This is a genomic window from Erythrobacter sp. (assembly GCF_036351135.1).
GTDB lineage: Bacteria > Pseudomonadota > Alphaproteobacteria > Sphingomonadales > Sphingomonadaceae > Erythrobacter.
Genome location: NZ_JAZBON010000032.1, coordinates 62,274 through 86,681, shown reverse-complemented (window position 1 = coordinate 86,681; position 24,408 = coordinate 62,274). Strand labels below are relative to the sequence as shown.

The following is a 24,408-nucleotide window of genomic DNA, read 5'->3' as shown; positions in this document are numbered from 1 at the left end:
GCTTCGGGGCTGTCGAAACGGGTCTGGGCCATGTTGTTCTCCATAAAGTCTGATTCGCAGACTTTATGCCTCTTGCCAGCGCGGCTGCCAAGTCTGATATGCAGACCTTCAGGAAGGATCCGCGCGATGAAGACCTACCAGCCCTCCCGCTCGCCATGCCCCGTAGGCAGGGCCGCGCGCGTGCTCGGCGATCGCTGGGTGCTGCTGATCCTGCGCGAGGCATTCTTCGGCGCGGAGCGGTTCGAGGATTTCATCGAGAGGCTGGGGATCAACCGTGCAGCACTGACCTCGCGGCTGGCGATCCTTCAGGAGGCGGGACTGATGCGGCGCGACCCTCCCCGCGGCAAGCGCGCGCGCTATGTCCTCACTGACAGCGCGAAAGCGCTTACTCCGATGTATCGCGAGATGGCGCAGTGGGGCGCCGAGCACCTGTTCGAGGATGGCGAAGCACCCGCGCGCTGGCCTGCGTCCTAGCGGCCCTCGATCCCGAGCAATTCGATCCTGAACAACAAAGTCGCGCCGCCCGGTATGGGGCCTTTTCCGCGCGGGCCATAGGCGATGGTCGAAGGCGCTGCGATCTCGATGGTTTCGCCCATATGCATGATCGGGATTGCGATCTGCCATGCAGGGATGAGGCCGCCCAGCGGGAAGGTCGCCGGCTGTCCTCTATCGAACGAGCTGTCGAAGGTCTCGCCATCGATGAAGGTGCCCGCATAGTGCACCGTCACCGTATCGGAGACCTCGGGGCTCGGCCCGGTGCCGCGATAGTCGACATAGCGGTATTTGAGCCCGCCCTCACCGGTGTACCAGCCATCCTTTGCCATGAGCCCCGAGAGATAGGCCTGCTGCGCGTTGAGAAAGGCGCGCTGCGCCTCGGCCTCGGCGACCGGATCCGCTTCGTCATGCGCCTCGGCGAGGGCCGCGCCCGGTGTCAAAAGCGCAAGAGCGGCGAAAAGTGCAGCGCCCCTCACCAGTCATACGCCTTGGGAAGATCGCTTTCGTCGAGATCGCGGTAGCGATCGCGCAGGCGGCTCTGATGATTGACGAGCGGTTGCTCGACCCCGCCAATGAAGACACGGGTGGGCACGCTGCTGGGTTCGAGCGGATCGCCGTCCCAGATGACGACGTCTCCAACCGCGCCCGGGGCGAGCACGCCCAATTGCCCCTCATACCCGCTGATCGCAGCCGGGATCGAGCTGATCGAAGCGAAGGCTTCGCCCCAGCTGAGGCCGGTGGCGCCGGGAACATTGTTCAGCGCAACGAGGTTGCCAGCATATTGCGAGATGCGGTGATTGTGCCTCAGGCCGGTCGCATTAAGCGCGACGGTGACGCCCGCATCGACCAACCGCCCGACATTGCTCTGCGTCGCGGCTAGCTGCTCGAAGCGTTCGGGCAGATCGTCGAGGCTGTCCGCGATTACTGGCACCCCCGAAGCAGCGATTTCGTTTGCGACCAGCCAGCCCTCGCTGACGCCCACGAGAACGAGGTCGAGATCGGGAAACTCGCTGCGCAGCGAGAGGACCGATAGGATGTCCGATGCGCGCTCAACCCAGACATAGAGCGGCTGCTCTCCGCGCACGACGGGCACTAGGGCGGCGGCGTCGAAGCGGGTGAGGAGCGCGTCGCCTGCACGCTCGGTTTCTACTCCAGCGAGACGCGGGTCGATCGGGATGTCGTCGACCGTGCGCACATCGCGCGCCCGGCCGCCCGCCGGAATCCGCGCGGCGTCGCCGAAACTGCCCGCTTCGCGCAGAGCGTTCCGCAAGAGCGTGTGCGTCGCCGCGCGGCTGCCGCCTGCGATCCGCGCGCCATATTCGCCCAACGCCACCATCTGGAAGGCCCGCGGGCGCATCACTGGTGAAGCGTCGCCATCGAGGTCGATAATCGCACCTTGCCCGCCGAAGATCGAGGCCGAAGGCAGCGTTGCGGTCGCCGCGCGGGTGACCCCGGCGGCGCGGCTGATCGCGATATGCTGCGCGTTGGGATTGACGATCGGCGCGGTATCGAGCGCGGCGCCGAACGGCGCGTCCGAAGCGCGCTGGTCGTTGGACTCGTTAACCGCACCCACATCCCAAATGCCAAGCGTGCTGACGGTTGCGAAAAGGCCGGGCGTAACCCAAGCGCCGTTTGCATCCATCGCCGGGATATCGGCTGGCGCGGCGATACCGGCGCCGGCGGAGACGACCTGCCCGCCGCGCACCACGACCGTCGCGTTTTCGATCGGCTCACTACCATCTCCCAGCGCGACGGTCGCGTTGGTAATGACCATATCCTGAGCCGCAGCAGGCGCGCTGCAAAGGGCGAGAGCGGAGGCGGCGAGGGTCAGAAGACTCTTCATTTGACGTCTCCCTCTCCTGGCTGGCCGAGCTCGAAATCGCTCACCGGCCGCCGCTTTCTATCCATCATGTCGTACATCAGCGCGCCGTCGACCCAGACCTTTTCCGGCCGCGAATAGACGCTCAACGGATCGCCGTTCCACAGCACGACATCGGCCATTTTTCCGGGCTCGAGGCTGCCGGTCATCTCGTCGATCCCCATCGCCTTGGCCGCGTTCAGCGTGATCCACTGGACCGCGGTCGCATCGCTGATCTCGATCCCCACGCGGCGCCCCGCGGCCTGTGCCTTGGCGGCTTCCTGGTTGAGGCGCTGGATGTCGTTTTCATCGTCGGAATGGATCACGACGCAGGCGCCTTCGCGCTGGAGGTAAGCGGCGTTTTCGAGGATGCCGTCATAGGCCTCCATCTTGAAGCCGTACCAGTCCGCCCAGATCGCGCTGCACACCTCGTTCTCGCGCAGGAGATCGCCGATCTTGTAGGCTTCGACCGCGTGGTGGAAGGCGGAGATGCGGTATCCGATCTCTTTCGCCATATCCATGACGAGCGCCATCTCATCGGCGCGGTAGCAGTGGTTGTGAACGAGGATTTCGCCTTCGAGCACCCCGACCAGCGTCTCTTTCCCGAGGTCGCGCTTGGCGTCTCCGTCGTTGGCGTAGTCGATCGCCTCGTACCAGGTCTGACGATTGACGGCGAAGTTGCCCATGCGGGTCGAGGGCGTGCGGCCGCGATTGCCGTAGACGCGCTTAGGGTTCTCGCCGCAGGCCATCTTGAAGCCATAGGGAGCGCCGGGGAACTTCATGCCCTGAACGGTCCGCGCTGGCACGTTCTTTAGCGTCACGCTGCGCCCGCCCATGAGGTTGGCCGAGCCGGGGAGGATCTGCAGTGCGGTGATCCCGCCATTGGCGAGCGCGCGGGAGAAGCCCGGGTCCTGCGGCCAGACCGAATGTTCGGCCCAGACGTTGGGCGTGGTCGGCGCGGTCGCTTCGTTTCCGTCGCTATGCGCATCGACCGACGGGGTGGGGTAGTCGCCGAGATGCGAGTGAATGTCGATGATGCCGGGAGTGACGAACTTGCCGCTGCCATCGATCACGTCATAGCCATCGGTCGCGAGGCCGACGCCCACTTCGACCACTTCGCCATCGCGGAAAAGGACGGTGCCGTTTCCGATCATGCCGCCCGCACCGTCGAAGACGGTTGCACCAACCAGCGCGGTGGGTCGGCCGGGATAGCGCTGATAGGTCGAAGCGAAGGGGCCTTCGTCCTCCGTCATCGCAGTAAAGCGGGGATCGTCTTCGTCCGAAGCGCGCGCAGTGCCGGTCGTCGCGCATGCTGCGAGCGTCAGCGCCGACACGGCGACAACGATCGCACGAGCGCGGCGACCCATGATACCTTGTGTCTTGTAATGCACTGGCTTCCCCTCTTTTCCGCCCGATGGCTGAGCAATCGCGCGGAAAAGAGGGGTTGTCCAGTGCGTTCGACACAAAGTGAAATCAGGTGCGGCGCAGGTCCGGATTGTTGAAACCGGCCTCCTGAGGTTCGAGGCCCGCTTCGGTCTCGCCCGGAAGGTGATCGACTGCTTCATCGTCCTTCAGCGTGTCGAGATGCATCAGCTTCTTGACAAGCGGGCTAATGACCATGACGCCGACACCGATCGCGACCGCATACCAGCCCACGGTCGAATAGACGTCGAGGACAACCTGCTTGCCCGCTTCCTCGCCCACGCCTTCCGCGCCTGTCGCCGCAGCGATCAGCCCGGCGGCGAAGTTGCCGGTGGCCGAGGCGAAGAACCACGTCCCCATGATGAGCGAGGCCATATGAGCGGGCGAAAGCCTGTTCATCGCGCTTAGTCCGACGGGAGAAAGGCAAAGCTCACCCGTCGTGTGAAGCAGATAGATGAGGAAAATAAAAAGGACGGGCGTAGCGACGCTGATGCCGACCGATTGCGATCCCCAGACGAGAACCAGGAAGCCGAGCCCGACCTGTATCACGCCAAGTCCAAACTTCATTGGCGTTGAAGGTTCCCAGCCGCGCCGCGCGAGCCATGTCCACACAGCCGCGAAGACGGGTGCCAGCAGCACGATATAGATCGCGTTGATCGACTGGAACATCGCAGCCGGGACGCCGCCTGTATCGACGTGACGATCGGTGAAGAGGTTGAGCGAGGATCCGGCCTGTTCGAACAGCGCCCAGAAAACGATCGACACGAAGATAAGGAACATCGCGGCAAAGATGCGATCGCGTTCATGCGGGTGTAGTCTCGCCACCGCGATGAAGAGCACGTAGGCGACAAGAGCAAGACCGAAGATCGCCAGCACCCAGCCCACGAGCTCCTGATACTGGATAGCGAGCCAGCATAGGGCGACCATGGCAAGGCCGGCGCCGTAGATGACCCATTCCCTGCCGCCTGCGAGCTTCGCTGGATCCTTGGGTTCGCCTCGGCCAAGCAACAAAGGCTTGCCCCAGATAAAAACGACGAGGCCGAGCAGCATGCCGATCCCGGCGGCGCCGAAACCCCAGGACCAGCCCCAGTCCGGATGCATGCCGAGATAGCCGCACAATAGCGAGCCCGCGGCCGCCCCGAGATTTATCCCCATGTAGAAGATTGTGTAGGCGGGGTCGCGGCGGATATCGGTGCGCGGATAAAGCTGTCCGACCATTACCGAGATATTCGCCTTGAGAAAGCCCGATCCGACGATGATCAGCGCAAGGGCAAGCCAAAAGACATTGATGATGGCGGTCTGCTGCCCGCCATCACCTTCGAATGCCATAAAAAAATGGCCGAAAGTCAACAGGATGGCTCCGAACAGGACCGCCTTGCGCTGCCCGAGATAGCGGTCGGCGAGATAGCCGCCGACGACCGGCGCGATGTAGACAAGTGCGGTGTAAGCACCGTAGATGATCGAGGCCTCGCTGTCGGTGAACAGCCAGTGCTGAACCAGATAGAAGATCAGCAGCGCACGCATTCCATAATAGGAAAAGCGCTCCCACATCTCTGCAAAGAACAGCACGAACAGCCCCTTTGGGTGCCCCATGATCGTGCCGGCGCTGTCGCCATGCGGTAAGCTTTGCGTGGCCATACTGTCTCGATATCCCTCTTTGTCAGGTCGGCGGCCCAAAGCGAGGCTTTACGCGGCTCGAATGGGGGCGCTCTCGGCCTGCCCACCGTGATGGCCCGCACCCTAGCGTTGAAATTATCGGTGTGAAGCTTTTGTTTCGCTGAACGGCGAGGGGGCGCCGCCTGCATCGTGGGCGAGGGCTTGGCCGGATGAGAGCTTGACCCGAATGGCTGTATTATGTCACTGATGCACCTTATGCCAGGTTCCCCATCGCGACCCGTCTATCTCAAGCTGCGCGATCAGATCGCGGCGGCAATCTTGGAAGGCGAATATGCGGAAGGCGAGATGCTCCCCTCGGTGCGTGCGCTTGCGGCCGAACAAGGTGCCAATCCGCTGACCGTCGCCAAGGCTTACCAGCAATTTCAGAACGATGGCCTGGTCGAGGTGCAGCGCGGGGTCGGGATGTATGTCGTCCGCGGCGCGGCGAGCGCGCTGCGCAGGCGCGAGCGCGATCTGTTCCTCGCGGAGGAGTGGCCCGACATTCGCGCGCGGATGGAGCGGCTGGGCATCGATCCGGCACGATTGCTCGAAGAAAGCTGAGCCGTGACCGGTTGGGCGGACGCAAGACACATTGCGTCTGGTTAGGGCTAGGCTACCAACGGCGCGAACGAAGCAGTGGCACGCTGCTTGCGGGTGGGGGCGGCTTCTGACAATATGCCAGCGTTTCCAAAGCTCTCGGGCTTAGACCGCGAAGATGGGCGCGACTGCGATGCGCGCATCTCGAAAGGCGGACGGAAGCGACGTGCAGGAACTGCACACTGACGGGGAATTTTTTATGATACGATCCGAATTGTTGCAGCAACTGCACAAGGACAATCCGGAATTGCGTGCCGAAGAGATCGAACAGGTGGTCGATGTCTTCTTCGAAGAGATTGCCGAGCGCCTGGCCGAAGGCGGGCGGGTCGAACTGCGCGGCTTCGGTGCCTTTTCGACGCGTAAGCGCGAGGCGCGCACCGGACGCAATCCGCGCACCGGCGATGCGGTGGAAGTGCCGGCGAAGCGGGTGCCCTATTTCAAGGCTGGCAAGGAAATCAAGAAGCGCCTGAACGAGGAATAGCCTCCCACAGTTGCAACTGCGAAGTTGCGCGGCGACGTCTGGCCGGTTGCTTGGTAGCGGACCTCTGCTATCGCCATCGTGCAACGCGCTTGCCGTGTGGCCGGACGCTTCGTTCGCTCGCCGCGCGTTCAGCCGTCGCAATTTCCAGCGGGCGAAACGACGCTTCGTTGCCGCGCGGGTGTGGCGGAATGGTAGACGCCGGGGACTTAAAATCCCCTGAGTTCTTACTCGTGTGGGTTCGAGTCCCACCACCCGCACCATTATCCCCGCTTTAACCCCTCGATCCTACTCTCAGCCTGCGAGATACGGGTCACACAGGCACGCGTGCTATCGCTCGCAAGGAAGCCAGAATGGCTGCCGAAAGCGCGCGTTGGATGGGCGATATGGAACAGGCAGGCATCGACCGGCGGTTATGCGAGGAAGCAGGCGCAGCTTCCTGGTGGGACGCGCAAGAGGACAGTCGCGCGATCGGCGACGGGGCGAGTCCGGTAGCCGGCGAGGACGAAGCGCGCGCTGCTCCGCGCGTTACACTTCTTATCCGCGCGGCCAAGCTCGTCACCTCGTCTGGAGAATTCGTCTGCGTGCTGCGCGATGTTTCTCAGTCGGGGATCAGCATCCGGCTGTTCCACAAGTTGCCGGCGGGCGATCCGATCGAGCTGCACATGCCCGGCGGCAGCATCTACGAATTGGTCACCGTGTGGAAGAAAGAGCTCGAAGCGGGGTTCGAATTCGCCGCCGAGGTCGATGTCGACAAGCTGATAAACGAGGTGGGCCAGTTTCCTAAGCGCGGGCTGAGGCTCGGTCTGGTCTTCCCGATCGGCATCGCCACGCTCACCGAGACATGCGAGGGGGTCGTCGAAAATCTCTCGCAGCAGGGCGCACGGTTCGAATGCGACAAATTGTTCGCGATCGACCAGACCCTGAGGCTTTCGTGCCCGGACAAATCGATCCCTTTCGGCGAGGTGCGCGCCAAGGTCCGCTGGCGACGCAACCGGGAATATGGCGTTGTATTTGACGACACCCTGACCCTGTCGGACTTCGCCCGGCTTGCAGCGCAGCTGCAATGTCCGGACCTGCTCTGCTGAGTGACCAACTGGCAGGGCAAGCGATATATAGCACCCTAGCCTGAGGCCGGCCTCGGTCCCCGCCCCCACCTAGGTATTTTTCGCGGGACTGGGCGCCGAAGTTTACGTCTCGCTAACCAATTTCCTTCACTCCGGGAAACGAACCAGGTGCGATCGAACGCGCATCGGACGAAACACGGGGGCAAAGCATGGCGTCGGGGTCCACAATCCAGACGGACGCAGCGCAGCGAGGCACGATCGACTGCGATGTCGCGATCGTCGGCGCAGGCCCGGCGGGCCTTACCGCGGGCTATCTTCTGACCAAGGCGGGCAAGTCGGTCGTCATCATCGAGAAGGACAAGACCTATGTCGGCGGCATCAGCCGCACGGTCGAACACGAAGGCTACCGCTTCGACATCGGCGGGCACCGCTTCTTCTCGAAATCTCAGCAGGTCGTCGACCTGTGGAACGAGATCCTGCCCGTCGATTTCATCCAGCGCCCGCGCATGAGCCGCATCTACTACGAGGGCAAGTTTTACTCCTACCCGCTGCGCGCCTTCGAGGCGCTCGGCAATCTCGGCATCCTGCGTTCGACCGCCTGCATGGTCAGCTATCTTCGCTACAAGCTTTTCCCGATCAAAGATGTGAAGAGCTTCGAGGACTGGACCACCAATCAGTTCGGCCACAAGCTCTATTCGATCTTCTTCAAGACCTACACCGAGAAGGTGTGGGGTATGCCGTGCGACGAAATGAGCGCGGACTGGGCGGCGCAGCGCATCAAGGGTCTCTCGCTCTGGAACGCGGTGACCGACGGGATCAAGCGCTCGCTCGGCCTTAACAAGAAACCGAATGACGGGCAGGAAGTGAAGACCCTGCTCGAAACCTTCCGCTATCCGCGGCTTGGCCCGGGGATGATGTGGGACTCGGCAAAGCGCCATATCGAGGAGACCGGCAAGGGCGAGGTCCTGATGGGCCACGCGCTAGAACGCCTCGCCAAGATCGGCCCGAACGATGAAGGCTATGACTGGTCGATGAGCGCCAGCGGTCCGGGCGGCGATGCCACGATCCGCGCGCGCGATGTCATCAGTTCCGCGCCCATGCGCGAGCTTTCCAAGCGAATCCATCCGCTCCCGCAATCGACGCTTCAGGCGGACAAGCTGCGTTACCGCGACTTCCTGACCGTCGCCTTGATGGTGAAGAGCGAGGACCTCTTCCCCGACAACTGGATCTACATTCACGATGACCGCGTGGCTGTAGGCCGGGTGCAGAATTTCCGCAGCTGGTCGCCCGAAATGGTGCCCGACGAGGATATGGCCTGCGTCGGTCTCGAATATTTCTGTTTCGAGGGTGACGGGCTGTGGTCTTCCTCCGACGAGGAACTGGTCGCGCAGGCGACCCGCGAAATGGAAATCCTCGGCCTCTGCGAGCCTGCGAAAGTCGTGTCGGGCGCAGTCGTTCGCCAGGAAAAGGCCTATCCGGTGTATGACGACGACTATGAGGCCAATGTCGAGGCCATGCGCCGCGAGCTCGAGGACAAGCATCCCTCGCTCCACCTCGTCGGGCGCAACGGCATGCACCGCTACAACAACCAGGACCATGCGATGATGACCGCGATGCTGACGGTCGAAAACATCCTCGCCGGCGAGCGGGTCTACGATACCTGGTGCGTCAACGAAGACGCGGAATATCACGAAGCGGGCGATGAGGGCGCGCAAACCGGCCTACAGGTCCGCGAGACGGACGCTACACAGCTGAGCGAGGACCAGATTGCCGCGCTGACCAGCCTTCGCGGCGTGCCAGAACGGATCGCCTCGACCCACTCGGAGGCGAACAACGAGGTGCGCAAGAGCGCCTGATGTCCGGCTTCCCCGCCTTGCCCGCCCTGATGCTGCGCTTCGCGAATGATCGTTTCGCGCGCTATGTCGCGGCGAGCGTAAGTGCGCTGGCGATAGACGTGGCGAGTTTTCTCGCGCTGCTCGCGATCGGCACGGCGGCGGCGCCGGCCTCTGCGGTGGGCTATTCGTTGGGGATCGCGGCGCACTGGCTGATATCGAGCCGTGCGGTGTTCCAGGGCCATGTTGCCGCCCCGGGCATGGCGCGCACACGTCAGAAAGCGCTGTTCGTCACATCTGCGCTGATCGGTCTCGTGCTCACCACGATCATCGTCGGCGTGGGCGATTGGAGCGGCGTCGAACCCCTCATCGCCAAGGGCGCGGCCATTGCGATCAGCTTTTTTGCGACCTGGCTGATCCGTAGCCGTGTCGTCTTTCGCGGTTCCGTACCGCAGGTCGGCGAAGCATGAATTCGGTACTGACCGAACGGCGACGCGGCGCTTTTCCGCCCGAACTGCTGGTTCGGGTGGGCCTCGCCTGGGCGCTGGTGAGCGGCATGCTGATCGCGATCACCTGGCCTGCGATTGCGGGCCACCATTACTCCGATCCCGACGATATAATGCGCCTCCTCCAGGTTCGCGATCTGCTGGCAGGGCAAAGTTGGTTCGATGTCACCCAGTCACGTGTCGATGCGGCGGGCGGCGGGGTCGCCATGCACTGGTCGCGGCTGGTCGACGTGCCGCTCGCGCTTGTCATCTTTCTCCTTACTCCCCTGGTTGGCGCGAGCGGGGCGGAACTCGCCGCTTCGGTGATTGTCCCGCTGGTGACGCTTGCGCTGGTCATGCTGCTCGCCGCGCGGATCGCATGGCGGGTCCTCGGCGAGGAGGAGGCGACACTGACCTCGCTGGTGCTCGCCATTTCGATCCCGGTCCTGTTCCAGCTCGCCCCGATGCGGATCGATCATCACGGCTGGCAATTCGTATGCGGGCTCGCCGCGATGAACGGGTTGATGGCGCGCGATGCGCGGTTGGGGGGCTTCGCGATCGGGGCGTCTCTTGCCGCCTGGCTTTCGATCTCGATCGAGGGCCTGCCGGTTACCGCGATCATCTTCGCGGTCCTGGCCCTACGCTGGCTGCGCAGCCGGGCGGAGCGGACCTGGCTGGTCGCCGCTATGCAGTCACTCGCAGTGACGAGCATCGCCCTGTTTCTCGCGAGCCGCGGCATTGGCTTAACGGCAACCTACTGCGACGCGATCAGTCCGCTGCATCTGGCCATGTTCGCCTGGGGCGCGCTGGTGCTTACTCTCACCGCTCGCGCAGAACCCGCGCCGCGCGGAATGGTCGTTGCGGGCTTCGCGCTCGCAGGGGGTGGCGCGCTCGCCATGCTGCTCGTCGCCGCGCCTTTCTGCGCCACGGGCGGCGGTTTCAGCGCCCTCGATCCGCTGGTTGCGCGGCATTGGCATGCCAACATTCTCGAGGGGCGTCCGATGTGGGATCAGGTGATCGCAATGGCGGCACAATATCTCGTCGGTCCGCTGATCGGGCTAATCTCCGCAATCAGCCTTGCCACCCATTCGCGCGACTGGCTGCGTCGTTTCTGGAGCGATTACGCGCTGATCCTCGCAGGCGCGCTGATCGTCTCGCTCTTCGTAGCGCGTGCGGGGGCGTTTGCGTGCGTGCTGGCAGCGCCGCCGCTCGCGTGGCAGGTGCGCAGCTGGCTGCGCACGATCCGCCTGATGGATCGGCCGGCCCCGCGCATGGCGGCGATGATCGCGATCGCCTGCGCCCTGCTGCCGGCTATTCCCGCCATGCTGCTGACCAGTGCGATCCCCGCCCGCGCCTCGATCGCAGCTACCGCGGACAAGCCCATACGCGCTACCCAATGCCGGGTGCGCGATGCCGCCCATGTCCTGCAGCAGCTGCCGCGCGGCGAGATTTACGCGCCGCTCGACATAGCGCCCGGACTGCTGCTGGAGAGCGACCATAACGTCGTCGCCACCGGACATCATCGTGGCCACGAGGCTATGCGCGCGTTGATCGCAACCGCGCTGGGCTCGAGCGAGCAGGCGCGCGCGACCCTGCGCGCGCGCGGCACAACCTATGTCGCGATGTGCCCCAACTCGGCAGAAGCGCGCACCTATGCGGAAATATCGCCGGAGGGCTTTGCAGCGCGGCTCGCGACAGGCGATGCTCCGGCATGGCTCGAAACGGTCGAGGTCCCCGGTGACACAGGTCTCGATCTCTATCGGGTGACGGGAACCTGACCGCCTTACCGTTTCACGCCGGAATGAAGTCCAACGCGACGCCGTTGATGCAATGCCGCTTGCCGGTCGGCCGGGGGCCATCGCCGAAAATATGGCCCAGATGTCCGCCGCAATCGGCGCAATGCACCTCAGTGCGCGGATAACCGATCTTGTAATCGGTGCTGGTGCCGACTGCGTCCTGATCTATCGGTTTGTAGAAGCTGGGCCAGCCGGTGCCGCTGTCATATTTGTGCGCGGAGGAATAGATCGGGTTGCCGCAACCGGCGCAGGCGAATGTGCCGCGGCGCTTTTCCTTATCGAGCGGTGAGGAATAGGCACGTTCGGTGCCGGCATCGCGCAGCACGCGATATTCGGCTTTGGTCAGCTCGCGCCGCCAATGCGCCTCGCTTTTGCTGACGCGAAACTGCTTTTCCTTGCGTAACTCCGTTACCCCGCCGCCACATGCGGCAACAAACGGCGCGAGCGCGGCGATCGCGGTTCCAGCGACGAATGTGCGGCGGTTCGGGGGCGTGAAAGTCATTGCGAGCGTTCCATTTCGGCCGAAGCAGGTGTCTTTATCTACGTGTTCGACGCCCAAAAAGTTTCACGGCCTTCAGAACTGCGTGATTTCGACCTCGAGCTTGCGGAAACCGTGGACGAAGTTCGCGCGCACCCGCTCGACATCGCCCGCGACGTGCACCCGCATCCGGCGCTTGTGCATCTCTTCGAGCAGGATGCGCAGCTGCAGTTCGGCCAGACGCGCGCCCACGCAGCGGTGAATGCCATAGCCGAAGGCGATGTGACGCTTGGCGTTCTCGCGGGTCAGGTCGAGGGTGTGGGGATCGGGAAAGATCTCTTCCTCGTGATTGGCGGCGAGATACCACAGGACGACCTTGTCGCCCTTCTTGATCGTCTTTGCGAAAACCTCGGTGTCCTCGGTACATGTGCGGCGCATATGCGCGAGCGGGGTCTGCATGCGCAGCATTTCCTGAACCGCGTTGGGGATCACATCGGGGTTCTCCTCGAACAGCTTGCGCTGATCGGGAAACTTGTCGAGCGCGTGAACGAAGCCGCTCATAGAGTTGCGCGTCGTATCGTTGCCGCCGACGATCAGCAGAACGAGATTGCCCATGAACTCTTCCGGGCTCATCTGGTTCATCGCCGGCGAATGGATCATCATGCTGATGAGATCGTCGCCCGGTTCCTTGTCATGGGTGCGCTCGATCCACAGCGATTGGAAATAGGCGCCCATTTCGTGAAGGAAGCTCCAGCGCATCTCGTCGAGCTCGCGCACGGTGGCAAGCTCGGTGTCGCCCGACCAGTCGGACCAGAAGGTGAGCAGGCGGCGATCTTCCCAAGGAAAACCGAACAGGATCGCGAGCATCCCGGTGGTGAGTTCGATCGAGACGGTATCGACCCAGTCGAACACTTCGCCGCGCGGCAGCGTGTCGAGCAGCTCGCCTGTCCGCTTGCGGATTTCGGGCTCCATGTCCTTCATCGCCGACGGGGTGAACTTGGGCGCGACGGTGCGACGCTGACCCGTATGTTCGGGGCGGTCCATCGCGATGAACATCGGCAATTCGCGCCGGTCGGTGCCGGTCTCGGCGATCTCCTCGTCGCTCAGACGTTCGAGAATGGTGATCCCGCCATGCTCCCAGCTCGACGAGAAGACGTCGGGCAGCGCCTCGATATGCTGGATCGCCTTGTGGCCGACCACCGCCCAATAGGGGCCGTAAGGGCTTTCCGGGATCCAGTGCAGCGGACCCGCCGCCTGCATTTCGGCGACGATCGGCTGCCACTTGTCCTCGAAATAGATGTCCGAACGGCTAAGATCCCATTTGTGCGTATGCCGGGGCCGTTCCTCGGGATGCGCCTTGAAATGCTCGGTCAGCGCTTCATAGGCGCTCGGCGATGAACGGACTTGCGGACGCGGGGGTGCTGCGGTGGCCATGGCTCTCTCCTCGAGGGGGAGACGCTCATTGCGCGGCGTCGATCTCCCTTAATGCGACCATCCTGCCCTAACTGACAGGCATGTCAATAGTGGGTTTCGAACTGCTACCTATTCCGCGGGCTCGACCGCGCCTTGCGGCGGCGCGGGCGGTTTCGCCGCGCGGCGCCAGCGCGGGGCATGGCGTCGTCCCGCATTGCCCGATTTCATCACGCGCTTGCGGAACAGCAGGGAGCCACCCTTGACCAGCAGCACGACCCACAGGGCCTGCCAACCGAGCGCCGCGATATGGGTCCATATCGTTTCCTCCAGCGCAGCGCGCGCGAGCATCGCGAAGGGCGAGGAGAGGGGAAACAGGATGGCAAAGATTTCGAGCACCGAACCCGGCTGGGTGATGGTGTAGGCGGCCAGGAAAAACACCATGAGCTGCATCATGGTGACCGGCATCGACATCGTCTGAACTTCGCGCACCGAATTGGCCATCGCGCCGATCGTCAGGAACAGCGCGCCCAGAAGCAGGTAGGCCATCGAGAAATAGACGATGCCCAGCGCGAGGAACGTGCTCCAACCCACGGCAGGGCCGGGCAGCTCGCGAAAGTTGGTCTGCGTCACGGTGACGATGGCGTCTTCGGCGATCGCCCAGAAGCCCCATCCCAGCGCGAACCACACCGCTATGCCGACGAAGGAGACGCCGAGCATCGCGAACAGCTTGCCCATGAACACCGCGTCCATCGGGATCGCCGCGGCGAGGATTTCGATGATCTTGTTGCCCTTCTCCTCGGCGAGGTTGGACAGCACCATCCCGGCGAGCAGCATGGTCAAAAGGAACATCACCATCTGCGCGGCCTGCGCGGTGTGAATGCGGTTCGAGCGCTCCGATGCGGCGCTCGAAGCGACGGTGGCCGTGGTCGAAGCGGGGAAGGCGAGCGGGGCAGGCGACGCCGCCTCGGCGGCGATCAGCTCGATCGGGCCGCGCCAGCGTCCGACCTGCCCCTCGGTACCCACCACCTCGGGGCGGTCGAGAGTGCCGGTGACGATGGCCGCGTAATTGCCGCGGCGCGCTTCGAGAAACCCGCGCGCGTCGAAAGCGGGGTCGCCCGCCGCTTCGGGCACTTCGCGCAAGTTGGGCACAGCCCCGCCGAGATGCGGGGAGAGGCGCTCGGCGGCCGCAATCATCGCGGCGCTGTCGGACGCGCTCATCGCAATGCCGACATCGGTGGCGACCGCCTGGCGCGAGACCTGGCTGCCGATGCTGCCCGCCAGCCCGCCGACAATCACGGGGAAAAGAGGTCCGATCAGGAAGAACAGGAACGCGCGGCTGAACAGGACCGCAATGAAGTCGCGCCGCGCGATGACCCAGGCGGCTTCGAGGTGCGACAGGCGAGGCCGTGCTTCGAGCGCGCTCATGCCTGGCCTCCCGCATTGTCTGCCCGGAGTTGCCGTGCCGCCGCTTCGCCGGCGATGGAGACGAAGGCATCGTGCAATCCTGCACGCTCTATCGACAGGGAAAGAATCCCGGCATTGCCCTCGATAAGCTGTTTTAAGAGCGGCTCGACCCCGGTCGCGGGCAGCGCGAAATAGAAGAAGTCGCCCTCACGCCGGGTGCCCTCTGGAAGCGCGGCGGTCCAGCTGCCTTCGCGCGCGCGGGTTTCGAGCCGGACCTGTGCCGGAATGCGATCGCGCGCGGTCTCGACGCTGCCGGCATAGGGCACGCGCCCCCCGGCGATGATCGCGACCCCTTCGCACAGACGTTCGGCGTGGTGGATGACGTGGGTCGAGAAGATGACGGTGACGCCGTCTTCGGCAAGCTGGCGGATCATGCCTTCGAGCTTGCCCTGGTTGATCGCATCGAGCCCGGAAAAAGGCTCGTCGAGCACGACCAGGCGCGGCCGATGAACGAGCGTGCCGAGCAATTGGACGGTCTGCGCCATGCCTTTGGAAAGCTGTTTGATCGTGCGCTCCGCCGCATGGCCAAGATCGTGCCTCTCGAGCAGATCGCGACCGCGCCGCCGCCCCTCGGCAAGCGGCAGGCCGCGCAGCGCGCCCATGAAGGCGATTGCCTCGATGGCTTTCATCGCCGGGTAGAGGCCGCGTTCCTCGGGCAAGTAGCCGATCAGCCGTCCGATATCGTGCGGGCGATCGTGACCGAATACGGTGCGCAGCCCTTTGTCGGGATCGATAATGCCGAGCAGCATGCGCAAGGTCGTGGTCTTGCCCGCGCCGTTGGGGCCGAGAATGCCGTAGATCGCGCCTTCGGGAACGGCGATGTCGACCCCGTCGACCGCGCGCGTACCATCGAAGCTCTTGACCAGCCCGCGCGCCTCGATCGCCAGCGGACGCGCGTCCACCTCGCGCCTGTCATAGTGCGCCGCCGCATTGTCTGGCGTCATCGCCTCGCCTACCTGCATATGCATGGAACCGCGAGTTAACGTGCGAGTTTGAACGGGAGCAACCCCAAACGTGGTTAACACCGCCGTAAGCCTTAACCTCGAACAGGCGATTGAGGCACAGGCCCGCGCGCTCGGCTTTGCCGCCTGCGGGTTCGCTGCCGCCGCCGAGGATCCGGTGCGAGCTGAGCGGCTCGAACGATGGCTCGGCGAGGGGCATCACGGCTCGATGGAGTGGATGGAGACGCGGCTTCAGCATCGTCGCTCGCCAAAGGGTCTGTGGCCGCAAGCGCGCAGCGTTATCGCGCTCGGGATGAGCTATGCGCCTTCACACGATCCGATGGCTTTGGAGGCGTGCCGGGAGCGCGCGCGCATTTCCGTCTATGCGCAGGGCCGCGACTATCACGATGTGGTGAAGAAACGGCTGAAGGCGCTCGCCCGCTGGCTGGTAGCGCGCGAGCCGGAATGCGAGGTCAAGGTCTTCGTCGACACCGCCCCGGTGATGGAAAAGCCGTTGGGCGAGGCGGCGGGGATCGGGTGGCAGGGCAAGCATACCAATCTGGTCAGCCGCACACATGGCAGCTGGCTGTTCCTCGGCGCAATCTACACAACGCTCGAACTGGGACCGGCCGAGCCGCATCGCGACGCCTGCGGATCGTGCCGCGCCTGTCTCGATGTCTGCCCGACCGACGCCTTTCCGCGGGCCTACCAGATCGATGCGCGGCGCTGCATTTCCTATCTCACGATCGAGCACAAGGGGCCGATCGCGGAGAAGTTTCGCGCCGCTTTGGGCAACCGCATCTATGGCTGCGACGATTGCCTCGCGGTATGCCCGTGGAACAAGTTCGCGCACGAAGCGCAGGCGATGCAGGCCTTCCTGCCCCGCGCAGAGCTTGCAGCGCCGCGTCTCGCAGATTTGCTGACATTGGACGATACCGGCTTTCGCGCGCTTTTCTCCGGCTCGCCAATCAAGCGGATCGGGCGGGATCGGTTCGTGCGCAACTGCCTTTATGCCGCCGGGAATAGCGGGGATGGGGGCCTGATACCGCAGGTCGAGGCGCTGCTCGACGATCCTGACCCGGTCGTCGCCGACGCGGCGCGATGGGCAAAGGCCCGGCTCGCAAACCCTTCCTAGTGCGGCTTTTCGTCCTCGTTTGCTTCGCCCAGGAGCGGCGCGTGTCCCGGCTCGCCCGCTTCCCAGCCGCCGTAGCGCACCGGATCGCGCATCTGGAACAGCTGGCCTTCGCTCGGATGTTCGCTGCGCTGAAAGAAGCCGGAAGCGCGCAAATGTTTGTCGTCGATCACGTCGTCGAGATCTACGGCGGGCATACAGGGTATGTTCGCCTCGCGCAGAATCGCGATGCATTCCTGCGTGCTCTTCGCCTTGGTCAATTCGCCGATCCGCCGGTAGAGTTCGGATCCGGCTTTCAGGATCCCACGCACGTCCTGAAACCTTTCCTCGCGTGCCATCTCGGGGTCTCCGAGCAGACCGACCACCATCGGAAAGTGCTGCGGCACATAGGGAACGATGCTGATCCAGCCGTCACTCGTCTCGAACGGCTGGCGATCGGGATCGATCTGGCGCGCGTAGGCGGCATCGCCGTTCGGCGGATCGAAGGTTTTCGCGTCGAGATGCTCCTTGAGCATGAAGCTCGCGAAGCTCTCGAACATCGGCACTTCGACATGCTGGCCCTCGCCGGTGCGGAGCCGATGAACGATCGCAGCGAGCGTGGCGTAGCCCGCATGAAGCCCCGCCACCTTGTCGGCGATCAGCGAGGGAAAATAGCGCGGGCGCGGATCGCCATCGACGCGCGGCAGCAGCGAGGTGGTGCCGGTTGCCGCCTGAATGACGTCGTCATAGGCCTGCAAACCCGCATAGGGCCCGTCCGAACCGAAGCCGACGCAATGGACGTAGATGATGTCGCGGTTGAGCGCGCTGACCGCCCCGTAATCGAAGCCGAGCCGGGCAATGGCCTCGGCGCGGACATTATGAATGAAGATGTCCGCTTCGCCCAGCATCTCGCGCAGGCGGGCAGCGTCCGCCTCCTGCTTGAGATCGAGCACCAGCGATCTCTTCCCGCGATTGAGCGCGATGAAACCGGGCGCCATGCCCCTGGTAGCCGCCGGCTTGGCGCTGTGGCGATAGACGTCGCCGGTGGGCGGCTCGATCTTAATGACTTCGGCGCCGTGATCGGCGAGGATCTGGGTCGCATAGGGGCCGAAGACGACGCTCGTCATATCGACGATGCGCACCCCTTCGAGCATCGGCTTGCCGTCGGACGGGGCGATCACCGGCGCATTTCCTAGATCAGCTCCTTCAGCTGAATGTCGGTATCGGCCAGAAGCTCGATATCAACCCGCTCGGGGCCCTTTTCGAGCATCTTTCGCCCCTGAACATAGTCCTTCATCATATTGACGCAGTCGAAGGCGATCGGGCGGCCCTCTCGCAGATAGACGACGGTGAACCTGCGATCTGCCGGATCACCGCGCAGGACGGTCGCATCGTAGCCAACATTGAGCCCGGCGGTCTGCAGCTTCAAATCATACTGGTTGGACCAGAACCAGGGCAGGGCGTGATACGGCTCCTTTTCGCCCATGATCGCGCGGGCGGCGGTGTTCGCCATGTCGTGCGCGTTCTGAACCGATTCGAGGCGCAGGACGGCGCTGTCGGCGAAAGGATTCGCATGCGCGGCGCAGTCGCCGATCGCGTAGATGTCATCGAGCGTCGTGCGGCAATAGACATCGACGTCGACCCCGTTCGATCCCGCCGCACCCGCGGCGATCAGCGGCGCGACTGCGGGCACGATACCGATGCCGACCACGACCATGTCGCAAGGCAATGTCTCACCGTCGCCTAGCGTGACGCCGCCGACCGCGCCGTCCTCTCCGACGATCTGCGCGACTTCGGTACCGAGCCGGAAATCCACCCCCCGCTCGCGGTGTTGGGCCTCGTAAAAGCTCGCCAGATCCCGCCCGGCAACGCGCGGGAGCAGCCGGTCCTGCATCTCGACGACGGTGACTTCGCAGTCCAGTCCGCGCAAGACCGCCGTCGCCTCGAGTCCGATATAGCCGCCGCCGATCACGACAGCGCGGCGCGCGCCGGCCTCGAGCGCACGGATCATCGCATCGGCATCGCGTTTGTCGCGCACGTAGAAGATGCGTTTGAAACTGGCCCCCGGCACGCCCAAACGCCGCGGGTCGGCGCCGCCGGCCCAGATGAGCTTGCGATAACCGATGGTCGCATCATCGGAGAGGGTCAATGTGTGCGCCCGCGGATCGATCGCAATTACGCCCGCCCCGAGCCGCAGCTCGATGCCCTTGTCCGCCCAGAAGCTTTTGGGCCGGATCATGATCCGGTCGAAGCTCTTGTCCCCGGCGAGATATTCCTTGGAAAGCGGCGGGCGTTCGTAGGGCGGCGCCGTCTCGCGGCCGATCAGCATGATCGAGCCCTCGTGCCCCCGCTGGCGCAACGCGATCGCCGCCTGCGCGCCGCCATGGCCGGTGCCGACGATTACCACGTCTGCCGACGTCGATCCGGCGCGCGGCGATTGTTCCCTCTCGCTCATAGCAAGCGGTGCGTTCGCCCGAAACCGGCGCGCTCGTCAAGGTGAACCTTTGATGGGCGAACTCCGCGTGCCTACCGCTCCAGCAGGTTGCGCGCTTGGCTGGCGATCTGGGCGAGCGCGGCGGGAGCGACGGGAGGATGCGCCTGTGCGCGCGTCACCATCGAGCGGAATTGATCGACCGCCGCGGCATTGCCTTCGGCCCATTTGGCGATCGCAGCCTGCGGATCTTCCTTTCCGAGCTTGGAGCGCATCAGCCGGCGCAGGTAGTCGAGCCGCATGTGCTGGAAATCGCGCGCCAAACCATCGACCAAGAGGCGTTCCCAGACATCGGAGGGCGACATATGCGCCGCCGTCCCCTGCGCCCAGTCGAGACCGATGCGCGAGCCGATATCGACAAAGGCGCGGGTCAGCTCGGCCGCGTCGATCCCGGTCTTCAGCGCCAAGCTCGCGAGCCCGACCGAACCGTCATAATCGAACAGGTTCGCCACCCGTTTGGCCAAGGCCTGCGGCGCGCCTCGATCGATAAGCAGCGTGCGTAGCGCGTCGGAGCGCTCGGCGGTTTCGCCCAGGATCAGCTCCTCGCGCCCCGCGCACAACGTCTCCACACCGCCGCGCAGCCGCTCGACCATGTTGCCGGCCTCGACCCGGCCGGAGGCCGTGCGCAAGACGTCGGACATGAGATTGCCGACCGCCGCCGCAAGCCGATCGAGCAACAGCAGCCGTGCGCCCTCGTTCATCTGCTGCGCGTCGATGTCCTGCCACAGCGCCTTGAGATCGAACAGCCGCTCGACCACGATGAAGGCCGCGGCGACATCGCTCAGCGCGACTCCCTCTTCTTCAGGCAATTCGAAGGCGTGGACGAGGCCCAGCCGGTTGACGATCCGGTTGGCGAGATCGGTCGCGATTAGCTCACGGCGCAGCTGATGGTTCTTGATCTGGCTCTTGAACTTGTCCTGCATCGGCCCGGGAAACATCGCGACGAGATTGCTTTCGAGAACCGGGTCGTCGGGCAGCCCGCTCTCCTCGATGGCGTCCTGCAGCGCGAGCTTCGCGGTCGACAGCAGCACCGCAAGCTCGGGCCGGGTCAGCCCCTGGCCATCGGCGGCGCGGCGCAGGAACGTGTCGCTGTCGGCAAGCCCCTCGGTCTGCCGGTCGAGCAGGCGCATATCCTCGAGCTGTTCCATCAGCCGGATATAGGCCGCGCTCGCATCCGAGCCGCCGCTTTCGGCGATCGACAGGGCCAGTGCCTGCAGGCGATTATCCTCGAGCACGATGTCGGCAACCTCGTCGGTCATACGCCGCAAAAGATTGTTGCGCCGCGTCTCGGTCAGCTCGCCATTGCGGCGCGCCGCGGCGAGCGCGATCTTGATGTTGACCTCGTTGTCCGAGCAATCGACGCCGCCGGAATTGTCGATGAAATCGGTGTTGATGCGCCCACCGCGCAGCGCGAAAGCGATCCGCCCGGCCTGCGTGATACCGAGATTGGCACCCTCGCCGATGACCTTGGTGCGCAGGTCGCGCGCATCGACGCGCAGGCGATCGTTGGCCGGATCCCCGACTTCGACATGGTTCTCCGTTTCCGACTTCACATAGGTGCCGATCCCGCCGAACCAGAACAGATCGACCGGCGCCTTGAGCACGGCGCTGATCAGTGCATCGGGCTCGATCTCCTTCTCCTCGATGCCGAGCATCTTCTGCGCCTTCTTCGACAGCTTGATCCGCTTCGAATCGCGCGAATAGACCCCGCCGCCCTTCGAGATCAGCGACTTGTCATAATCGTCCCAGCTCGAGCGCGGCAGCTCGAACAAGCGCGCGCGTTCCTTCCAGCTGGTGGCGGGATCGGGGTCGGGGTCGATGAAGATGTGCCGGTGATCGAAGGCGGCGACGAGCTTGATAGCCTTCGAAAGCAGCATGCCATTGCCGAAGACGTCGCCCGACATGTCGCCGCAGCCCGCCACGGTAATGGTGTCGTTCTGCACATCGACGCCCATTTCGAGGAAGTGGCGTTGCACGCTGACCCAGGCGCCGCGTGCGGTGATGCCCATCGCCTTGTGGTCATAGCCGTTGGAGCCGCCGCTCGCGAAGGCGTCGTCTAGCCAGAAGTCGCGCGTTTTGGCGATCGCGTTGGCGACGTCGGAGAAGCGCGCGGTGCCCTTGTCCGCCGCGACCACGAAATAGGGATCCTCGCCGTCGAGGATGCGGACGCATTCGGGATGCACGACGCGGTCCTCGACGATGTTGTCAGTGACCGAGAGGAGCGTGCGGATGAAGACCTCGTAGCTCGCTTGGCCCTCTGCCGCCCAGGCGTCGCGGTCAGGCGCGGGGGAGGGCAGCTGCTTGGGATAGAAGCCGCCCTTGGCCCCGGTCGGCACGATGACCGCGTTCTTGACCTTCTGCGCCTTCATCAGCCCGAGGATCTCAGTGCGGAAATCGTCGCGCCGGTCCGACCATCTGAGCCCTCCGCGTGCGACCGCCCCGGCGCGCAGGTGAATGCCTTCGACCCGGCGCGAATAGACGAAGATCTCGCGCCATGGCACGGGCTTGGGGATGCCCGGGACGCGGCTCGAATCGAGCTTCAGGGCGAGCGCTTCGTTGGCGGCGGGTGCGAAAGCGTTGGTCCGCAGCACGGCGTCGATCACCGCGCGGTACAGCCTCAGCAGCCGATCGTCGTTGATCGCCGAGACCGAACCGAGACCGCGCCGATAGCTGGCGATCGCCGAAGCAATCGCCTCGTCGCGGTCCCCTTCGAAAGAGGGGTCGTGACGCGCGCAGAACAGGTCGATGATCGCCCCGGTGACGCTGGGCGCGCGTTGCAGCGCATCGACCACGGTGTAGATCGTGAAGCCCATGCCGACCTGGCGCAAATAGCGGTAGATCGCGCGTAGCCACACCGCCTCGCGCGCGCCCAGCGTGGTCGAGGTGACCAGACGGTTGAACGGATCGTCCTCCGACTGGCCGTTTAGGACCGCAGCAATCGCGGCTTCGATGGCGTCGGCGCGGTCCAGCATCGTCTCCGCATCGCTCCCTTGCGGCGCCTCGATCGCGAATTCGTGGATCGTGCCCAGCCGACCATCGTCGAGCCGCGTCGGCATTTGCGACAGCACCCGGAAACCGAAATTTTCGAGCGCGGGGACCGCGTCGGACAGCGCCATCTTGCCGGTCGCATGATAGATCTTGAGCCTCAGGTCGCTGGCCGGGTCGTGATCGATGCGATAGAGGCGGCAGGTGCGCTGATCGGGAGCGGCGCTGCCGGCGATGGCGCGCAGTTCAATGATGTCGCGCGCGGCTTCGCTGGCGCCGTAGCGCGCGCGGTAGCTCGGTGGGAAGGCCCCGGCATAACGCTGCGCGATGGCCGTCACCCGGGCGCTTTCGTCATGTTCGGCAAGATGCGCTTCGACCGCTTCGTTCCAACCCTTGAGAAGGTCGATGATCTCGCCTTCGATCCGCGGCGCATCGGGCATGGTACCGACCTTGCGCGAATCGAGCAGGAACTGGAGCAGCGCCAGCGTGCTGCCCTCGACCTCGAGGCTCCAGCTGAGAAGGTCGAGCCCGGTGGTCTTGGTCAGCAGGTCCTGGATCTGCAGGCGAGTGCCGGTCGAGAGGTAGTCGCGCGGCAGCCAGACGAAGGCGAAGACGTGACGTTCGAGCGCCGATTGGACCAGGACGAGGCGCGGGCGGGGCCGGTCGACGAGGCTCATCATCGCCGTCGCGAGCCGCTTGGTATCCTCCTCGGCGAAGGCAATCAGCAGATCGTGCGGCAGCGTGGTAAACGCGTGGACCAGCGCCTTGCCGGTATGTCCGCTGGGATCGAAATCGAGCGCTTCGGTTATATCGCCGAGCGCGCGGCGAAGAACGGGCACGTCATAGGGCTGCGCGGCGAGCGCGGCGCTGGTCCACACGCCGGCGTGGATCGAGAGCGCCGTGACCTTGCCATCCTTCGCCCCGCCTTCGCGCAACGGCACGATGAACAGGTCGAGCGGGACGCGGCGATGGACGTTGGACAGCCGGTTGGACTTGACGATCAGCAGCTCGTCCGCGGTCTTCGGATTGTCGAACCAGTCGAAGGCGAGGTCGTAGGACGCATCGGCGAGCAACGCCTTCGCGCTCTTGCGGCAGATGCCCAAGATGGCGCTTTCCTTGCCCTCGCGGTCGCGGGTCAGATGCCCGAGCTGGGTCAGCATCCCGCTGTTCAACCATTCGAGCAGCGCCCGGCTTTCCTCGTCGCCGATCTGCGCTGCATCCTCCTCCATGGCGGCGCGCATTTTCTGCCAGTCGGTCACCGCGGCGCGCACATCGCCGAGCATCATCCGCAGATCGGCGATCAGCTTCCGCCGCTGACGCGCATCGACGCGCGGGGTCTCGATATAGATCAGCGATTCCTCGCTAGCACCTTTCTGCAGGCCCTGATTCTCGATCCCCTTCAGTTCGCCCTCTTCGTCGCGCGCGACGCAAACCACCGGGTGCAGCAATTGATCTATGCTGAGGCCGTGCGCGGTAATGGTCGAGGCGATCGAATCGACCAGGAACGGCATGTCGTCATTGATGATTGCGATGCGCAGCCGCCGCTCGTTCGTGTCGGATTCGAAGTTCACGGCCGAGCGTGCCGGCGCGCGTTTTTGGGCGGTTTCGAGCAGGAACCGCGCCGCGCTTTCCAAAGCGCCGCGCGCCACCTGCTCGTCGCCCGGAAGGATCGAGGCTTCGAGTTGCTCGGTTATCGCCCTGATGAGGGCCTTGGACTGAGCGGTCTTCGCAGCGGGACTGCCCGCCGTCTTGTTCGCGGTTTTAGTGGAGGTCTTCTTTTTGGTCTTGGGAGCCTTGGAAGCGTTTTTCGCGCCGGACTTCGCACTCATTGCCGATACT

The 24,408-nt window shown here is 64.4% G+C and carries 19 protein-coding genes and 1 tRNA gene; 9 read left to right on the top strand and 11 right to left on the bottom strand.

The features are described 5' to 3' along the window. Positions 1-126 precede the first annotated feature (126 nt). The gene (locus V2I30_RS12830) at positions 127-474 is read left to right on the top strand and encodes a winged helix-turn-helix transcriptional regulator (RefSeq protein ID WP_330662567.1); all 348 of its coding nucleotides are present in this window, start codon (positions 127-129) and stop codon (positions 472-474) included. Here the strand turns inward: V2I30_RS12830 and V2I30_RS12825 are convergent. From V2I30_RS12825 to V2I30_RS12810, 4 genes are all read right to left on the bottom strand, one after another. Further along, positions 471-971 carry an FKBP-type peptidyl-prolyl cis-trans isomerase gene (locus V2I30_RS12825; RefSeq protein ID WP_330662566.1) on the bottom strand — a complete coding sequence of 167 codons (501 nt, stop codon included), beginning with the start codon at positions 969-971 and terminating at the stop codon, positions 471-473. The two genes, V2I30_RS12830 and V2I30_RS12825, sit on opposite strands and share 4 nt — an antisense overlap. Continuing rightward, positions 968-2,338, bottom strand: coding sequence for an amidohydrolase (locus V2I30_RS12820; protein ID WP_330662565.1), 1,371 nt, complete (start codon positions 2,336-2,338; stop codon positions 968-970). Before V2I30_RS12820 ends, V2I30_RS12825 begins: the two co-directional genes overlap by 4 nt. Further along, positions 2,335-3,720 (bottom strand): amidohydrolase, encoded by a 1,386-nt coding sequence (locus tag V2I30_RS12815; protein ID WP_330662564.1) that lies wholly within the window; start codon positions 3,718-3,720, stop codon positions 2,335-2,337. Before V2I30_RS12815 ends, V2I30_RS12820 begins: the two co-directional genes overlap by 4 nt. A 106-nt stretch (positions 3,721-3,826) precedes the next feature. Beyond that, a complete protein-coding gene (locus tag V2I30_RS12810) occupies positions 3,827-5,413 on the bottom strand; it encodes a peptide MFS transporter (protein ID WP_330662563.1) in 1,587 nt (528 codons plus the stop codon). Positions 5,414-5,647: 234 nt separating this feature from the next. Between V2I30_RS12810 and V2I30_RS12805 the strand changes: the two genes are divergently transcribed. The 7 genes from V2I30_RS12805 (at position 5,648) to V2I30_RS12775 (ending at position 11,668) form a co-directional block, all read left to right on the top strand. Next, the gene (locus V2I30_RS12805; RefSeq protein ID WP_330662562.1) at positions 5,648-5,992 is read left to right on the top strand and encodes a GntR family transcriptional regulator; all 345 of its coding nucleotides are present in this window, start codon (positions 5,648-5,650) and stop codon (positions 5,990-5,992) included. A 235-nt stretch (positions 5,993-6,227) separates the two neighbouring features. After that, on the top strand, positions 6,228-6,509 hold the full coding sequence (locus tag V2I30_RS12800) for an integration host factor subunit beta (protein ID WP_330662561.1): 282 nt from the start codon (positions 6,228-6,230) through the stop codon (positions 6,507-6,509). Between the two features lie 174 nt (positions 6,510-6,683). After that, positions 6,684-6,769: transfer RNA gene (locus V2I30_RS12795), tRNA-Leu, on the top strand. 90 nt (positions 6,770-6,859) lie between these two features. After that, positions 6,860-7,594 (top strand): PilZ domain-containing protein, encoded by a 735-nt coding sequence (locus V2I30_RS12790; RefSeq protein WP_330662560.1) that lies wholly within the window; start codon positions 6,860-6,862, stop codon positions 7,592-7,594. Between the two features lie 188 nt (positions 7,595-7,782). Next, complete coding sequence (locus V2I30_RS12785) at positions 7,783-9,429, top strand: NAD(P)/FAD-dependent oxidoreductase (RefSeq protein WP_330662559.1); 1,647 nt, start codon at positions 7,783-7,785, stop codon at positions 9,427-9,429. Then, on the top strand, positions 9,429-9,875 hold the full coding sequence (locus V2I30_RS12780; protein WP_330662558.1) for a GtrA family protein: 447 nt from the start codon (positions 9,429-9,431) through the stop codon (positions 9,873-9,875). The genes V2I30_RS12785 and V2I30_RS12780 overlap by 1 nt, the downstream gene beginning before the upstream one ends. After that, positions 9,872-11,668, top strand: coding sequence for a hypothetical protein (locus V2I30_RS12775; protein ID WP_330662557.1), 1,797 nt, complete (start codon positions 9,872-9,874; stop codon positions 11,666-11,668). The genes V2I30_RS12780 and V2I30_RS12775 overlap by 4 nt, the downstream gene beginning before the upstream one ends. 13 nt (positions 11,669-11,681) lie before the next feature. Here V2I30_RS12775 and msrB read toward each other — a convergent pair whose 3' ends face one another. The 4 genes from msrB to V2I30_RS12755 form a co-directional block, all read right to left on the bottom strand. Next, positions 11,682-12,188, bottom strand: a complete 507-nt coding sequence (gene msrB, locus V2I30_RS12770; protein WP_330662556.1) for a peptide-methionine (R)-S-oxide reductase MsrB — start codon at positions 12,186-12,188, stop codon at positions 11,682-11,684. Positions 12,189-12,260: 72 nt separating this feature from the next. Next, positions 12,261-13,598: a cytochrome P450 gene (locus V2I30_RS12765; protein ID WP_330662555.1), complete on the bottom strand. Its 1,338-nt coding sequence runs from the start codon at positions 13,596-13,598 to the stop codon at positions 12,261-12,263. A gap of 108 nt (positions 13,599-13,706) precedes the next feature. Further along, positions 13,707-15,002, bottom strand: coding sequence for an ABC transporter permease (locus tag V2I30_RS12760; protein WP_330662554.1), 1,296 nt, complete (start codon positions 15,000-15,002; stop codon positions 13,707-13,709). Then, positions 14,999-15,985 carry an ABC transporter ATP-binding protein gene (locus V2I30_RS12755; RefSeq protein ID WP_330662569.1) on the bottom strand — a complete coding sequence of 329 codons (987 nt, stop codon included), beginning with the start codon at positions 15,983-15,985 and terminating at the stop codon, positions 14,999-15,001. The genes V2I30_RS12760 and V2I30_RS12755 overlap by 4 nt, the downstream gene beginning before the upstream one ends. Before the next feature lie 70 nt (positions 15,986-16,055). Here V2I30_RS12755 and queG point away from each other — a divergent pair, with 70 nt between their 5' ends. Continuing rightward, complete coding sequence (gene queG / locus V2I30_RS12750; RefSeq protein ID WP_330662553.1) at positions 16,056-17,117, top strand: tRNA epoxyqueuosine(34) reductase QueG; 1,062 nt, start codon at positions 16,056-16,058, stop codon at positions 17,115-17,117. Here queG and V2I30_RS12745 read toward each other — a convergent pair. The 3 genes from V2I30_RS12745 to V2I30_RS12735 form a co-directional block, all read right to left on the bottom strand. Continuing rightward, complete coding sequence (locus tag V2I30_RS12745) at positions 17,114-18,274, bottom strand: CaiB/BaiF CoA transferase family protein (protein ID WP_330662552.1); 1,161 nt, start codon at positions 18,272-18,274, stop codon at positions 17,114-17,116. The two genes, queG and V2I30_RS12745, sit on opposite strands and share 4 nt — an antisense overlap. Positions 18,275-18,285: 11 nt before the next feature. Next, positions 18,286-19,548, bottom strand: coding sequence for an NAD(P)/FAD-dependent oxidoreductase (locus tag V2I30_RS12740; protein WP_330662551.1), 1,263 nt, complete (start codon positions 19,546-19,548; stop codon positions 18,286-18,288). A 71-nt stretch (positions 19,549-19,619) separates the two neighbouring features. Then, positions 19,620-24,398: an NAD-glutamate dehydrogenase gene (locus tag V2I30_RS12735; protein WP_330662550.1), complete on the bottom strand. Its 4,779-nt coding sequence runs from the start codon at positions 24,396-24,398 to the stop codon at positions 19,620-19,622. Positions 24,399-24,408 lie beyond the last annotated feature (10 nt).